Origin of the sequence: Leucobacter sp. PH1c (assembly GCF_000633415.1) — a bacterium.
GTDB lineage: Bacteria > Actinomycetota > Actinomycetes > Actinomycetales > Microbacteriaceae > Leucobacter.
Window position 1 is genome coordinate 111,449 of record NZ_AYMV01000018.1, and the last position, 14,592, is coordinate 126,040.

A 14,592-nucleotide genomic window follows, 5' to 3' on the forward strand; every position below is an offset into this window, starting at 1 on the left:
GGGCGATGTCTAGTACTCCGTGGGGAGCGGGGTGTACTCCCCGGTGGACGGCGGGATGTGGAACGTGCGGATGGTCGCTTCGGCGGCCTCGCGGAAACTGTTGATCGCCGCGACACCGCCGTTTTCACTCACCGACGGGAACGCAATCGATGCTACCGCGACGTACTGCGGGTCGTCGGCCGGGAAGATGCCCGCGAAGGAGTGGACGTAGTCCTCGCGGTACCCGCCCTGGCCGTCGGCCTGCTCGGCCGTGCCCGTCTTTCCGGCGATGCGGTAGCCCGGGATCCTGATGAGGTCCTTGTACCAGCCCTCCCCCACGACGGTCTCGAGCATCTGCATCACCTGCGCGGCGGTGTCCTCCGACACGACCCGGACCTCCTCGCCGTGGTCGAGTTTCTCGGTCTTCCCGTCGGGCGTGGTGCAGCCGCTCACGACGGCGGGGGGAATGCGCACGCCGCCGTTCGCGAGCGCCTGGTAGGCACCGGCGGTCTGCACGATCGTCGTGGAGAGCCCCTGCCCGAACATGGTGTTGTAGGAGGTCTGCGGATCCCACTCGTCCACGGGGAGCAACCGGCCCGAGTCCTCGAGCGGCATGCCCGCCTCGGTCTGGGTGCCGACGCCGAACTTCTGCAGGTACTCGTAGCGGGTCTCCGCGGGGAGCACGCTGCCGAGCGTCGCGATACCGACGTTCGAGGACTCCTTCAGGATGCCGGTCAGCGTCCACGGCATGGGCGCGTGGGAGAACGAGTCGCCGAAGCGCGCGTCTGGCACGGGCTCAAGGTAGTCGGGGGTGAGGTTCTGCGTCAGCGGGGTCGCCGCGCCCTCCTCGATCAGCGTGGCGGCCGTCAGCGGCTTGAAGGTCGAGCCTGGCTCGTAGGGGGCCACGAAGGAGCGGGCCTCCCGCTTCAGCGGGTCCGACGCGTCCACGTCGTTCGGGTCGACGGAACCGTCCTCGGCGACGGCGACGAGCTCCCCCGTCTTCACGTTCATGATCACGAGGTAGCCGTACTCCGCGCCGACCGCCTGCACCTGCGCATTGATCGTCTGCTGCGCCTCCCACTGGAGGTCCCGGTCGATCGTCAGCTCGACCGTGCCGCCGTTCTCCGCCTGCCGCGTGACGACGACGCTGCCGGGCAGCGGGACGCCGTCGGCGCCGCGCTCGTAGGTCTCGGATCCGGCGACGCCCGTGAGGCACTCGTCCTGCGACACCTCGACGCCGGACTGGGGCACGTCCTCGAAGCCCGAGAAGCCGACGATGTTGCCCGCGACGGCACCGTTCGGGTAGGTGCGCGTGTGGTGGCTCTCGAACGTGAGCCAGGGGATGTTGAGCTCCTTGAGCGCGTTCAGCTGCTGGAGGTCGACCCCGCGCTGCACATAGGCGAAGTCCGACTTCGGATTGATCTCGAGGGCGTCGTCCACGATCTTCTGGATCTCGTCGGCGCTCTGCCCCGTGATCTCGCCGATCTCGGTAAAGGCCTGCGTCGCGGTGACCTCGACGGTCGCCGCGCCGCCGCGCTCGGGATCCGGCCGCCAGAACCGCCCCTGCTTCACCTTCGTGTTCTTTGGCGAGAGATTCACGTCGTAGCGCTCATCGGTCGTGGCGAGCACCTCGCCGTTCCGGTCAACGATGTCGCCGCGGAGGCTCGGGATCGCGACCGGGACCGCGCGCTTGTCCTTCGCGTCCTCCGTGAGCTGCGGCGCGGAGATCACCTGCACGTCGACGAGCCGGATGAGGAACACCGCGGCCGTCGCCACGACGATGATGAGCGCGATGAGGCGCCGCAGGGCACCGCCGCGCAGACTCCGCATTCCGTTCCTCCCGTCGTCGCGGCCGGGCTAGTGCGTCTCGGGCGCCGGCAGCTTGCCCTGCCACCGTACCGCCGGTGTGCTCGGGTCCGGCTGAGCGCCGGTCGTCGCGTCGCGCGGCACGAGGAGCCCCGCGGCGTCGACCACGGGCATCGTCTCGAGGGTCGCGTTCGGGATCAGGTTGCCCCGAGCCTCGGAGGTCTCCGATTCCAGCGCGCCGAGCACGGCCCCGTCGCTCATGCGAAGCGTCGCCGGCCGAGAGTTCTGCACCATGCCGAGCGCTGCGGCGTTCTCCGCGAGGTTCTGCGGCGAGGAGAGCTTGTCGACGTTCTGCGTGAGGACGCGCTCGACCCGCGCGAGGTCGCGCTTCTCGACCTCGAGCGCACGGGTCTCGTAGGCGCCCTGCGAGATCGCGATGCTGAGCCCGAGCTGGGTCGCGAGAATCACGAGGATCACGCCGACCGCGACGAGCGAGCCGACGAGCGGGCTGAGCCCCGCGCGCTTCGCCTGCCGGGGCGCCGGGGGCGCGATCCGGAGGTGGCGTTCACTCGGGCCGGCCGGGGCCGGCTGCGCGGCGAGGTCGAGATCGAGGTCGAACTCGACCGGAACCGTGTTGTTCATCGCACATCCCTCGCTCGTTCGGCGGCGCGGAGCCGCACGGGGATCGCCCGCGGGTTGCGGGCGCGCTCGGCGTCGTCCGCGAGTTCGGCGCCGCGTGTGAGCAGGCGGAACTCGGGACGGTGCTCGGGAAGCTCGACCGGGAGCCCCGCGGGGGCGGTCGAGCGGCTGCGTCGGGTGAGCTCGCGCTTCACCAGGCGGTCCTCGAGGGACTGGTAGGACATGATGACCGCACGGCCGCCCGTTCCGAGGAGATCGAGCGCGGCGGGGATCGCGCGCTCGAGCACGGAGAGTTCGCCGTTCACCTCGATGCGGAGCGCCTGGAAGACGCGCTTCGCGGGGTGCCGCTGATCGCGCACCGCTGCGGGCGTCGCCTGCTGCAGCACCTCGACGAGCTGGCCGCTGCGTTCGATGGGCGCCTCGGCCCGTGCGGCGACGATGGCGCGTGCGTAGCGGCCGGCGAGCGGTTCTTCGCCGTAGCGCTCGAAGATCGCGCGGAGCCGCCCCTCGGGCGCCGTGCGGAGCACCTCGGCCGCGGTCTCCCCGCGGCTCTGGTCCATGCGCATGTCCAGCGGCGCATCCTGGGCGTAGGCGAAGCCGCGGTCGGCCTCGTCGAGCTGCAGCGAGGAGACGCCGAGGTCGAAGAGCACGCCGTCGATCCGGTCGAAGCCGGCGCCGCGCACGGCATCGGCGATCTCGTCGTACACGGCGTGCACGCGGATCGCTCGGTCGCCGAAACGCGCGAGGCGCTTCCCGGCGAGGGAGAGCGCCTCCGTGTCGCGGTCGAGTCCGATAAGGGTGAGGCCCGGGTGGGCGGCGAGCAGCGCTTCGCTGTGCCCGCCCATGCCGAGAGTCGCGTCGACGACCACGGCTCCGTCTCGGCTCGCGGCGGGCGCGAGGAGCTCGAGGCAGCGGTCGAGGAGCACGGGGACGTGCAGCTCGCTGGGGTCGCGGGTATCGGTCGTCATCGTGTCCGGGCTAGAACATGCCCGGGATCACCTCCCCGTCGGTCTCGGAAAATGCGGCTTCCTGCTCACGCAGGTAGGTCTCCCAGGCGCCCGCGTCCCAGATCTCAGCGCGAGATCCGGCGCCGATCACTGCAAGATCGCGGTCCAGGCCCGCGTACTCGCGGAGGCCGGGCGGGATCGTCACGCGGTGCTGCTTGTCCGGCGTCTCCGGGTGAGCGCCGGAGAGGAACACGCGGAGGTAGTCGCGCGCGTGCTTCGAGGTCATCGGCGCTTGGCTGATGCGCTCGTGCATTGCGGTGAACTCCTGCTCGCTGAAGACGTAGAGGCAGTGCTCCTGCCCCCGGGTAATGACGAGCCCGTCGGAGAGCTCGTCGCGGAATTTTGCGGGAAGGATGAGCCGCCCCTTGTCGTCGAGCTTGGGCGTGAAGGTTCCCAGGAACATGGGTTCCTCCCTCCGCCGGATCGACTTGGGACCACACTACTCCACTTTCCTCCACCTAGGTGGGTTTCCCCTCCACTTTCTTCCAGCGCTCAGCGACATCCGCGTGATTCCAGCGCAGAACAGTGCACAGCGGCACCCGAGGGCTCCGCCGGTTCGGCGCGTTGCAGCGACACTTCCCTGATAATTCCGCGGCATTTGACTGCCTTTCGGCCGAGATCGCGATTTCGTGGAGGGAAGTGGAGCGAGTGGGGGCCGCGTGGGAGCCCGGGCTGAACCTGGCCCGGTCGGAGAGGACGCGCGCATGCCAGCTCCGGCGTCCGCTCAGGCGCTCAGGCGCTCAGGCGCGGCGAGCGTGCGCGGCGAGCGTGCGCGGCGAGCGTGCGCGGGCACGAAAAAACCGGCGCACGGAAATCCGTGCGCCGGTTCAGCGTTCGGGCGCCGTGGCGCCGAAACCTTCGGGAGCGGTCTAGCGCTCCCCCTCCATTCGCTCATCCCAGCGGCGCTCCATGCGCTCGCTGAGCGATTCGCGCGGCGCCCCGGACTTGCTGCCCGAGTTGCCGCCGTTCAGTACATCTTCAACGGTCACGGTCTCGGAGCCGCGAGACATCATGAGGGTCACACCGCCCACCATGACGGCGAAGCCGATGAGCCCCAACCACAACTGCTGCGCAGCCACTCCACCGATGAGCGCACCGATACCTACCAGGAGCACAACGATGCCCAGAACGAGCGAGCGATAGTTCAGGCGACGCCGGCTGACCGAACCGGTCTGCATCACGTCGGCCTCGCTCTGATAGAACCCTCGCTCCATCTCGTCAAGCAGCCGCTGCTCGTGTTCTGACAGCGCCATGACGATCCTCCCGACACTCAAACGATCTGTACCCCACAGTCTACGACTCGCAGCCGAGAGTAGGCTAGTCGCGTGCAAGAAACGACGCGACTCGCAGGCCTTATTCAGGAGCGGATCAACGACACGCTGGCGCAGCATCGCTCGGCGCTCACCGCCCTCGGGCCCGATGCGCAGCCGCTGCTCGACGAAGCGTTTGGCTTCCTCACGGGAGGCAAGCGCTTCCGCGCCCAGTTCGCCGTGCTCGGCTTCCGCGCCGCCGCCCCGCTCGAGCTCGCGGAGGACCTCTCCCCCGAGCTCGACCGCGTACTCGACGCCGCGTGCGCGCTCGAACTGTTCCACGCTGCGGCGCTCATCCACGACGACGTCATCGACCGTTCCGACACGCGTCGCGGCCGCCCCGCCGTGCACCGGCTCTTCGCGGCCATGCACGGCCAGCAAGGCTGGGTCGGGTCCGCCGACCACTTTGGACTCGCCGGGGCGATCCTGCTCGGCGACCTGCTCCAGTCCTGGGCCGACGAGCTCATGCAGCGCGCGTGCGACGCAACGCCGGATCGCGACGCGGCGCGACGCGCCCGGGAGCACTTCAACCGGATGCGCAGCGAGGTGGCCGTCGGCCAGTACCTCGACGTGCGCGAGGAGCAGCAGCCGGTCTTCGCCGAGCACGCGGAGCAGCTCGAGCGCTCGACTCGGGTGCTCGTGTACAAGTCGGCGAAGTACAGCGTCGAGGCTCCGCTCCTCATCGGAGCGGCACTCGCGGGCGCAGCGCCCGAGGTGGAGGACGCGCTCGCCGAGTTCGGGCTCCCGATCGGCGTGGCTTTCCAACTCCGCGACGATCAGCTCGGCGTCTTCGGCGACGAGGAGCTCACGGGCAAGCCGATCGGCGACGACCTGGTCGAGGGCAAGCGCACCGTCCTCGTGACGCTCGCTCGGGAGCAGCTCCCCACGACGCAGCGGCGCATCTTCGACGATCTCCTCGGCACCGAACTCGACGAGGAGCAGGTCATGATGATGCAGCGCACGATCCGCGAGAGCGGCGCCGTCGAGCAGGTCGAGGAGATGATCTCCCGCAATGTCGAGCGCGCGACGGCGTCCCTGCGGAACGCGCCGGTGTTGCCCGAGTCTGCGGCGCAGCTGCTGCAACTCGCCGAGCGCGCGGCGCGGCGCGCCTCGTAGCTCGACCGCGGCGCGCGTCGGAACTCGCGGCGCGCGTCAGAGCTCACGGCGCGCATCGGCGCGCATGGCCGCGTGGCGGCTAGAACGCGAGCGACTGCGTGGCGCGGCGCACTGCGCTCTTGCGCCCGGCGACGAGGGAGTCGACGGGACGCTCGCCCAGTTCGTCGTTGACCTCGAAGAGCCAGTCCATCGCTTCGTCGTCCGAGAATCCGGCATCGAGGAGCGCGAGGAGCGTCCCGCGCAGCGAGGGCAGCGGGTGATCGTCCTGGACGAACTCGACGGGGACCATGAGGACGCCGTCGATCCGCACCGCGGCGAGGTGGTGATCCTCGATCAGGCGGCGCAGCTTGCCCGGGGTGAGCGCGAAGCGCTCCACCAGCTCGGGAATCGTGAAGTAGGACCTGTCGGGTGCGATGTTCTCGGCCACCCCTCCACTTTGCCAGCGCGATCCGCGAAGCGCAATCCACGGGAACGCGGCGCGCGTCGGGCGACGCTCGGGCAAACTTCCGTAGACTTTCGCTGTGACCTCTGCGCCCTCCGACCCGTTGATCGGGCATACGCTCGACGAGCGATACGCGATCCGCTCGCGGATCGCTCGGGGCGGCATGGCGATGGTCTACCTCGCGAACGACCTGCGGCTCGAACGCCGCGTCGCCGTGAAGGTGATGCACGAGCACCTCGCGGAGGACGAGAACTTCACCCGCCGCTTCGAGCAGGAGGCCCGGAGCGCCGCGCGCCTCTCGCATCCGAACCTCGTCAACGTGTTCGACCAGGGCCAGGACGCGGGCCGCACGTACCTCGTCATGGAGTACCTGCCGAGCATCACCCTGCGCGATCTCCTGAAGCAGCAGAAGCGGCTCACCGCCGAGCAGACCCTCGAGATCGGCGAAGCCGTGCTGTCCGGGCTCGCGGCCGCGCACCGCGCGGGAATCGTGCACCGGGACATCAAGCCCGAGAACGTGATGCTCGCCGACGACGGCCGGATCAAGCTCGGCGATTTCGGCCTCGCACGCGCGGTATCGGCGAACACCACGACCGGGCAGGCGCTCCTCGGCACGATCGCGTACCTCTCCCCCGAGCTCGTCACCCGCGGCGTCGCGGACGCGCGCAGCGACCTCTACGCGTTCGGGATCATGTTCTACGAGATGCTCACCGGCACGCAGCCCTTCACGGGCGAGCAGCCGATGCAGATCGCCTACCAGCACGCGCACTCCGAAGTGCCGCCGCCCTCGGCGAAGTGCCCCGAGGCGACGCCCGAGCTCGATGACTTTGTGCGCTGGACCACGCAGCGCGACCCCGAAGACCGGCCGCGCGACGCGGACGAGGCGCTCGCCGCGCTCACCCAGCTCCGGCTGGAGGGCAGCCTTCCCGTGGGGGCGACGCGCGTGCTCGAGTTCGGAGCGGCCTCGTCCGCGACGACGGTGCTCGACGGCGTGCAGCACGACCCGCTCGCGGGCGGCACCACAGTGCTCCCCGACGCGGGTGCGGCCCTGCCGGGTGGCACCACCGTGCTCTCGGACCTCGGCGATGGCGGCGCGAGCGGCGAGCCCCCCGCTCCCGCGACGGCGATCGATCGCGCCGCGGCCGCCTCGACCCGGCGCACCCGCCGAGGCCGGATCCTGGCCACGGCCCTCGTGGGGGCGACGGTGCTCGCGGGCGGTCTGGGCTGGTGGTTTGGCCAGGGGCCCGGCGCGCAGGTCACGATCCCCGACGTCGCCGGCGCGGACGTTGCTGCCGCGCAGCTCGCGCTCGAGGAGGCCACGCTCGTACCCGAGGCCTTCGAGTGCCCGAGTCTCACGATTCCCGCGGGCCAGGCCGCACGAACCGAGCCCGAGGCGGGATCTCGCGTCGATCGCGGCAGCACGGTGCGGATCTGCACCTCGACCGGGCCCGAGTTGAAGGACGTTCCCACGCTCATCGGCCTCAGCGAGGACGAGGCGCGCGCCGCGATCGAGGACGCGGGCTTCACTTTCGGCAAGGTCGTCGACACCCGCTTCGCCGATGGCGCGAAGGGCTCGGTGCTCGCCGCGCTCGATACGAACGGCGAACCGCTCGGGGCCCAGTACCCGGAGCGCGCACGCGTCGACCTCGTCGCCTCGGCCGGGCCGCTGCCCGATGTCGTCGGCGACACCGCGGAGCGCGCCACCGCGACGCTCGAGTCGCACGGGCTCGTGCTCGATGCCGGCCTCGGCTCGGAGGCGTACGATCGGGACACCCCGGCGGGTTCGGTGCTGGCGCTCATCACGAGCACGGACCCGGTGCGCCCGGGCGACGCGGTGGGGCTGCAGGTCTCGCTCGGGCCAGAGCTGTTCGAGATCCCCGACGTGAGCGGGAAGCCGCTCCAGGAGGCGCTCGATCTCCTCACGGATGCCGGCTTCTCCCCCAGCACACTCGTACCGGGCGGCCCGCTCAGGGATCTCGCGAAGGCGACGGCGACGGAGCCCGCTGCGGGCGAGAAGGTGCAGGCGGGCACCGAGATCCGCGTGAAGAGCACCATCTCGCTCTAGCTGACGGCGGCGCGGCGGCGCCGCGCTCCCGGAGACCGGATCCCCGAAGAGCGCGGCACCCAGGATCCGCTATCGCGGCTCGGGCAGGAGCTCGCGCTCGGCTTCCGCTCCCGCACGGTCCGCCGCTGCACCAGCGCCCGGACCGGCTTGGGGAGCTGCGGCGGAGGCTGCCGCAGCTGCTCGGCCCCCGCGCTCGGGGAAGCGCTCCCGCATCCCCTGCTCATCGTCGAGCCAGTTCGGCCCGCGGTTGCTGAGGAAGAAGATGTACACGATGAGCGACACGGCGATCACTGCCGTGACGTACCCGACGAACCAGGGGATCTGTCCGGCGTCGCCCGCCGCCTGGTAGAGCATGGGTGCCGTCCCGCCGAATACGGAGTTCGCGAGCGCGTAGCCGAGGCCTAGGCCGAGCGCCCGGATGTGCGTGGGGAACAGCTGCGCCTTCACGACCGCGTTGATCGAGGTGTAACCCGTGAGGATGATGAAGCCGACGACGAGGATCCCGAACGCCGCGAGCGGGTTCTGCTGGGCCGGGAGCGCCGTGATGAAGAACCACGTGTAGAGCACGCCGCCCGTGCCGAAGAAGACGAGCAGCGTCTTCCGCCCGACCTTGTCGGCGAGCCAGCCGCCGAGCGGCTGCAGCAGCATGAGGATCGTGAGGGCGATCAGGTTGATCACCGTGCCCGCGAGCGCGTCGCCCCCGGAGAACGCCGACTTCACGATGTTCGGCCCCGTCACCGAGTAGGTGTAGAACGCCACCGTGCCGCCCGCCGTCAGGAGGAAGCAGAGCAGCAGCGGCTTCCACTGGAAGCGGAAGAGCTCGCGCATGGAGCCGGACTCGACCGAGTGCCCCGCGCGCACCGCGGCGAGAGTCTCCTCGCCGAGCGACTCATCCATCGTGCGGCGCAGCCAGAGCACGAGCAGCGCGCCGACTCCGCCGATCCCGAACGCCACGCGCCACCCCCAGGACGCGATCTGGTCGTGGGTCATCGTCAGCATCATGACGAGCAGTGTGAGCTGCGCGAGCACGTGGCCGCCGACGAGGGTGACGTAGTGGAACGAAGACAGGAAGCCCCGGCGGCCCGCAACCGCCGTCTCCGACATGTAGGTGGCGCTCGTGCCGTACTCGCCGCCCGTGGCGAAGCCCTGCAGCAGGCGCACGAACACGAGGATCGCCACGGCCCACGCGCCGATCAGCTCAGCGCTCGGGGTGAGCGCGATGATCATGGAGCACGCGGCCATGAGCGAGACGGAGATCGTGAGGGCCAGGCGGCGACCGTGCCGGTCGGCGAAGCGGCCGAAGTACCACGAGCCGATGGGGCGCATCAGGAAGGTCACCGCGAAGATGGCCCAGATGTACAGCGTCGAGTTCTGCTCATCGGCGGAGAAGAACTGCGACTCGAAGAAGCTCAGGAACACGGAGTAGACGTAGACGTCGTACCACTCGACCAGATTGCCGGCGGAGCCTTTGAGCGTGTTGGAGATGGATCGCCGGATCGAGGGCGCTGTCGCGGTCGTCGTTGACACTGACATGGAGGTCCAATCGTCGTCGCTTGGGGAGGAGGTCGTGCGGGATCGCACGCCGTCATTCTGGGGGCGCGGCCCACGGGCGGGCGAGCCCGCCTTAACACTCCCTTTACAACGCACCTCGCCTTCCGTGTGCGATCCCGGACCACGCGCGTCTCGGGCCGCGCGGCGTGCGGCCATGGCGGGCATACTGGAGCGCATGCGAGTTCTGGTCGCCGAGGATGATCGCTCGGTCGCTGCGGCACTCACCGCGGCGCTCACCCGGGCCGGGCACACGTGCGTCCGCGTCGCCCGGGGAGACGAGCTGCTCGCGAGGTACCGCGACGTCGACGCGGTGCTGCTCGATCTCGGCCTCGAAGACATGGACGGGCTCGACGCACTGGCCGAGCTGCGCCGCGTGAGCTCGGTCCCCGTCCTCGTCGTCACGGCGCGCGGAGACGAGCGCTCGACCGTGCAGGCCCTGCGGAGCGGCGCGGACGACTACATCGTGAAGCCCGTGCGGGTGCACGAACTCCTCGCCCGCCTGCTCGCCGTGACGCGGCGCTACGAGCAGCCGACGCCCGAGCTCCTCCCGGTCGGATCCGCCGCTCTCGACGCCGCCACGCACGAGGTGCACCACGGCGACGCGGTGGTCGCGCTCACCCCGACCGAGGCGGGCCTGCTCACCGTGCTCGCCCGCAGGGCGGGGGCCTCAGTCCCCCGGCAGGACATCCTCACCGCGGTCTGGGGCGCGGACTACGCGGCCGACTCCCGCGCCCTCGACGTCCACCTCGCCCAGCTGCGCAAGAAGCTCCCCATGCTCACGATCACAACGATCCGCGGGGTGGGGTTCCGGCTCGAGGCGCACGGATGAGACTCCGCGTACTCCTCCCGATCTTCGTGCTCGGGCTCATCGCAGTGGTCGCCGTGCTCATCCCGGCGGGCACCGCGATCGCCGAATCGCGCACCCAGCAGTTGCAACTGCAGCGCGCGAGCGCGCTCGGTCAGCTCACGCAGCGCGCCTACGCCGCGCTCGAACGCGGCGACACGGCCGGGCTCGAGCGCACGCTCGCCCGCTTCGCCGACACCTACGGCGAGGCCGTGCTCGTCGTCGACGCACGCGGAACACCCGTCGCAGCCGTCGGCGACATCGCACCCGAGGGCGCGGTGGCCGATGCCGCCACCGCCGCGCTCCGCGGCGTTCCGCAGTGGCAGCTCCCCACGGTGACGCCCTGGAGCGCGCGCACGCACGTCGTCGCAGAGCCCGTGACGACGGACGGGACCGCGCCCGCAGGGGCGGTCGTGCTGCGGGTGGACCAGACGGCGGCGCGCGCCGACGTCGCGGGCGGGTGGATCGCGGCCGGCGGCGCGGGCGCCGCACTCCTGGCGCTGCTGCTCATCGCGTCAGTGCTCTGGACGAACTGGGTGCTCCGTCCGGTGCACGCGCTCGGCGCAGCGACCGATGCGGTCGCGGGCGGGCGCGGCTTCGACCTGAGCGACGCGTCCGGGCCCCCGGAGCTGCGCCGTCTGGCAGCCTCCTTCACGCAGATGGCCGATCGCGTCGAGACCACACTCGCGCAGCAGCGCGGCCTCGTGGCTGACGCCTCGCACCAGCTCCGGAACCCGCTCGCCGCGATCCGGCTTCGGATCGACACGCTTCCCCGCGGAAGCGCGGGGATGGGGATCCCCCACAGCCGGCAGGACAGCGCCGGCGTCGATGCCGCGGAACTCGCCACGGAACTCGCAGCGATCGACGAGGATCTGGATCGGCTCGAACACACCGTCGATCGCATGCTCACGCTCGCGGACGCCGAGCACCGCGCCAACCTCCTCGCCGAGGGCGGCGCGGACGCGGCCGACCTTCCCGCGCTCAGCGTCTCCGCAGCGGAACTGCTGGCACCGCACGCCGCGCAGCTCGCGGCCGCCGGGGTGCGGCTGCGAGCTGACGAGCGCATCGCGACGGTGCGCTGCCGCCGCCACGACCTCGCGGAGATCGTCGGCATCCTCGCGGACAACGCCGCCAAGTACCTGCCGGATCCTGGGGTCTCCCTCACGGCCGAGTTCGAGCGCTCCGAGACTCGGGAGATCCTCACAGTATCGGACACGGGGCCGGGGCTCGGCGACGATGAGCTGCGCAGCGTCGGTACGCGGTTCTGGCGCGGCCCCGGGCGCGACGAGCAGCCGGGTAGCGGGCTGGGCTACGCCATCGTGCTGCAGCTCGCGAGTGCGAACCGCGCCGAGGTGACCGTCGACCGCTCGCCGAGCGGCGGGCTCCGCACCCGGATCTCCCTGGAGGCGGCGTGAACGCGATCAGCAGGCGCACGGCGCTCCTCGGCGCGGCGGGGGCCGCCGCCGCGCTCCCCCTCGCACTGCCGGGCTGCGCGGCCCCGCGAACCGAGCGCCGGCTCGCGCTCGCGTGCGGCGAGCCGGGCGGGGTCTACCTCGACTTCGGCGAGCTCCTCAGCGCCGAGCTCGCCCGGGACGGGCATCCCCCGCTCCGTCTCCGCGAGACCTTCGGCAGCGGCGAGAATGCGTCGCTGCTGGCCGCGGGCGCGGTGGACCTCGCGCTCGCACTCGCCGACACGGCCGAGCTGCCCGGCCCGGACGTCACGGCGATCGGCCGGGTCTACCAGAACTACCTGCAGTGCGTGGTGCGCTCGGACTCCGGGATCGCGGAGCTCGCCGACCTCGGCGGCACCGCGGTATCGATCGGGGCGCCCGGCTCCGGCGCCTCACTCACGACGCGACGGCTCCTCGAGGTGCAGGGACTCGGGCCGGCGCAGGCGGGAACCCGCGCGCGGGAGCTCCCCATCGGCGAGGCGATCGCCGAGCTCGCGGCGGGTCGGATCTCCGCACTGTTCTGGTCGGGCGGCCTGCCCACGCCGCTCCTCGCCGAGCTCACCGAGACCACACCGCTCGCGCTCATCGATCTCGGCGATGCGCTACCCGGGCTCGCGGCGCGCTACCCCGACCGCTACCTGACCACGCGGATCCCGAGCGGCGTCTACCCCGGCACCGGGGCGACGACCACGATCGGGATCCCGAACTACCTGCTCGCCCGCCCCTCGCTCCCCGATGCGACCGCCGCAGCGCTCGTGGGCGTGCTCATCGATCGCGCCGAGGCGCTCGTGCCTGGCGGGGCCGTGGGGATTCAGTTCCTCACGCCGGCGAGCCTCATCGAGACGGGCGAGATCCCGCTCCACCCGGGCGCCGCGGCGGAGTACCGCCGCCGCTACGGCTAAGCGGGGACCGCCGCGCGCACGTCGACCCCGGGCGCAGCGAGTGCGCCCGGGGCCGACAGCGCCGCGCTAGCGAGCGGTCTGCTTGAGCTCCTCCGCCACCAGGAAGGCGAGCTCGAGCGACTGCATGTGGTTCAGCCGAGGATCGCAGAGCGACTCGTAGCGGGTCGCGAGCGTCGCCTCGTCGATGTTCTCCGAGCCGCCGAGGCACTCGGTGACATCGTCGCCCGTGAGCTCGATGTGGATGCCGCCCGGTACCGTGCCGACGGCGCGATGCGCCTCGAAGAAGCCGCGCAGCTCGTCCATCACGTCGTCGAAGCGGCGGGTCTTGTACCCGGTCGCCGTCGTGATCCCGTTGCCGTGCATCGGATCCGTGACCCAGAGCGGCGTGGCGCCCGCGTCGCGGACCCCGGCGAGGAGGCCGGGGAGCACGTCGCGGATCTTGCCCGCGCCCATCCGGGTGATGAACGTGAGCCGGCCGGGCTCGCGCTCGGGATCGAGCTTGTCGATGAGGCGCAGCGCGTCGTCGACCGTCGCGGTCGGGCCGAGCTTCACCCCGATCGGGTTGCGCACGTGGGACAGGAACTCGACGTGCGCCCCGTCGAGGTCGCGCGTGCGCTCCCCGATCCAAAGCATGTGGCTCGACGTGTCGTAGAGCTCGCCCGTGCGCGAGTCGACCCGGGTGAGCGGCCGCTCGTAGTCGAGCAGCAGCGCCTCGTGGCTCACGTAGAACTCGGTCTGCGTGAGTGCCGTGTGGTCGACACCGCACGCGTCCATGAACTTGAGGGCGCGGTCGATCTCGGCGGCGAGCGACTCGTAGCGCTGGTTCGCCGGGTTCGAGACGAACCCCTTGTTCCACTCGTGGACCTGGCGCAGATCGGCGAAGCCCCCCTGCGTGAAGGCGCGGATGAGGTTCAGCGTCGACGCGGACACGTGGTAGCCGCGCACGAGCCGTTCGGGGTCGGCCATGCGCGACTCCGGCGTGAAGTCGTAGCCGTTCACGATGTCGCCGCGGTACGCGGGCAGCGTCACGCCCTCGCGGGTCTCCGTGTCGCTCGACCGGGGCTTCGCGAACTGCCCGGCCATTCGGCCGACCTTGATCACGGGCATCGAGGCGCCGTAGGTCAGCACGACAGCCATCTGGAGCAGCGTCTTCACACGATCGCGGATCTTGTCGGCCGTCGCGGCTTCGAAGGTCTCAGCGCAGTCGCCGCCCTGCAGGAGGAACGCCTCGCCGCGCGCGGCGGCCGCGAGCCGGGCCTTCAGCTGATCCGCTTCGCCCGCGAAGACAAGCGGGGGCTGCGTGGCAAGATTCGCGGAGGCGCGCTCCGCTGCCGCAAGATCCGGCCAGACCGGCTGCTGCTTCGCCTCGAGCGCGCGATAGGCGTCAAGCCCCGCGAACGCTCGCGATTCTGCAGTCTCGATGGTCTGGCTCGTCATCTTCGATCCCTTTGTCTCGGTGGGTGGGGTTCCCCCTTGGACG

Annotated in this window: 13 protein-coding genes; 5 read left to right on the forward strand and 8 right to left on the reverse strand. The window is 71.1% G+C overall.

The window, feature by feature from the left end; translation table 11 throughout:
* Positions 1 to 9 precede the first annotated feature (9 nt).
* The 5 genes from U874_RS0106210 to U874_RS0106230 form a co-directional block, all read right to left on the reverse strand.
* Positions 10 to 1,809 (reverse strand): penicillin-binding protein 2, encoded by a 1,800-nt coding sequence (locus tag U874_RS0106210; RefSeq protein ID WP_025133675.1) that lies wholly within the window; start codon positions 1,807 to 1,809, stop codon positions 10 to 12.
* 27 nt (positions 1,810 to 1,836) lie between these two features.
* The gene (locus U874_RS0106215; RefSeq protein ID WP_025133676.1) at positions 1,837 to 2,427 is read right to left on the reverse strand and encodes a hypothetical protein; all 591 of its coding nucleotides are present in this window, start codon (positions 2,425 to 2,427) and stop codon (positions 1,837 to 1,839) included.
* Complete coding sequence (gene rsmH / locus U874_RS0106220; protein ID WP_025133677.1) at positions 2,424 to 3,392, reverse strand: 16S rRNA (cytosine(1402)-N(4))-methyltransferase RsmH; 969 nt, start codon at positions 3,390 to 3,392, stop codon at positions 2,424 to 2,426. Before rsmH ends, U874_RS0106215 begins: the two co-directional genes overlap by 4 nt.
* 10 nt (positions 3,393 to 3,402) lie before the next feature.
* A complete protein-coding gene (mraZ, locus tag U874_RS0106225) occupies positions 3,403 to 3,834 on the reverse strand; it encodes a division/cell wall cluster transcriptional repressor MraZ (RefSeq protein ID WP_025133678.1) in 432 nt (143 codons plus the stop codon).
* 466 nt (positions 3,835 to 4,300) lie between these two features.
* The gene (locus tag U874_RS0106230; protein ID WP_025133679.1) at positions 4,301 to 4,684 is read right to left on the reverse strand and encodes a DUF3040 domain-containing protein; all 384 of its coding nucleotides are present in this window, start codon (positions 4,682 to 4,684) and stop codon (positions 4,301 to 4,303) included.
* A 72-nt stretch (positions 4,685 to 4,756) separates the two neighbouring features.
* On the opposite strand from U874_RS0106230, the gene U874_RS0106235 reads away from it, so the two are divergent.
* Positions 4,757 to 5,857 carry a polyprenyl synthetase family protein gene (locus U874_RS0106235; RefSeq protein ID WP_025133680.1) on the forward strand — a complete coding sequence of 367 codons (1,101 nt, stop codon included), beginning with the start codon at positions 4,757 to 4,759 and terminating at the stop codon, positions 5,855 to 5,857.
* Positions 5,858 to 5,936: 79 nt separating this feature from the next.
* Here U874_RS0106235 and U874_RS0106240 read toward each other — a convergent pair whose 3' ends face one another.
* Complete coding sequence (locus U874_RS0106240; RefSeq protein ID WP_025133681.1) at positions 5,937 to 6,284, reverse strand: Rv2175c family DNA-binding protein; 348 nt, start codon at positions 6,282 to 6,284, stop codon at positions 5,937 to 5,939.
* Positions 6,285 to 6,378: 94 nt separating this feature from the next.
* On the opposite strand from U874_RS0106240, the gene pknB reads away from it, so the two are divergent.
* A complete protein-coding gene (gene pknB / locus U874_RS0106245) occupies positions 6,379 to 8,364 on the forward strand; it encodes a Stk1 family PASTA domain-containing Ser/Thr kinase (RefSeq protein ID WP_025133682.1) in 1,986 nt (661 codons plus the stop codon).
* 69 nt (positions 8,365 to 8,433) lie between these two features.
* Here pknB and U874_RS0106250 read toward each other — a convergent pair whose 3' ends face one another.
* Complete coding sequence (locus U874_RS0106250) at positions 8,434 to 9,897, reverse strand: MFS transporter (RefSeq protein WP_081809914.1); 1,464 nt, start codon at positions 9,895 to 9,897, stop codon at positions 8,434 to 8,436.
* Between the two features lie 193 nt (positions 9,898 to 10,090).
* Between U874_RS0106250 and U874_RS0106255 the strand changes: the two genes are divergently transcribed.
* Genes U874_RS0106255 through U874_RS0106265 form a run of 3 tightly spaced genes read left to right on the forward strand, consistent with a single transcriptional unit; the run spans position 10,091 to position 13,112 of the window.
* Positions 10,091 to 10,744: a response regulator transcription factor gene (locus tag U874_RS0106255; RefSeq protein ID WP_025133684.1), complete on the forward strand. Its 654-nt coding sequence runs from the start codon at positions 10,091 to 10,093 to the stop codon at positions 10,742 to 10,744.
* Entirely contained in the window at positions 10,741 to 12,174 is a 1,434-nt protein-coding gene (locus tag U874_RS0106260) for a HAMP domain-containing sensor histidine kinase (RefSeq protein WP_025133685.1), read from the forward strand. The genes U874_RS0106255 and U874_RS0106260 overlap by 4 nt, the downstream gene beginning before the upstream one ends.
* Positions 12,171 to 13,112 (forward strand): TAXI family TRAP transporter solute-binding subunit, encoded by a 942-nt coding sequence (locus U874_RS0106265; RefSeq protein WP_036057897.1) that lies wholly within the window; start codon positions 12,171 to 12,173, stop codon positions 13,110 to 13,112. Before U874_RS0106260 ends, U874_RS0106265 begins: the two co-directional genes overlap by 4 nt.
* Before the next feature lie 66 nt (positions 13,113 to 13,178).
* On the opposite strand, the gene U874_RS0106270 is transcribed toward U874_RS0106265, so the two are convergent.
* Positions 13,179 to 14,549 carry a class II 3-deoxy-7-phosphoheptulonate synthase gene (locus U874_RS0106270; protein WP_025133687.1) on the reverse strand — a complete coding sequence of 457 codons (1,371 nt, stop codon included), beginning with the start codon at positions 14,547 to 14,549 and terminating at the stop codon, positions 13,179 to 13,181.
* Positions 14,550 to 14,592: the final 43 nt, after the last annotated feature.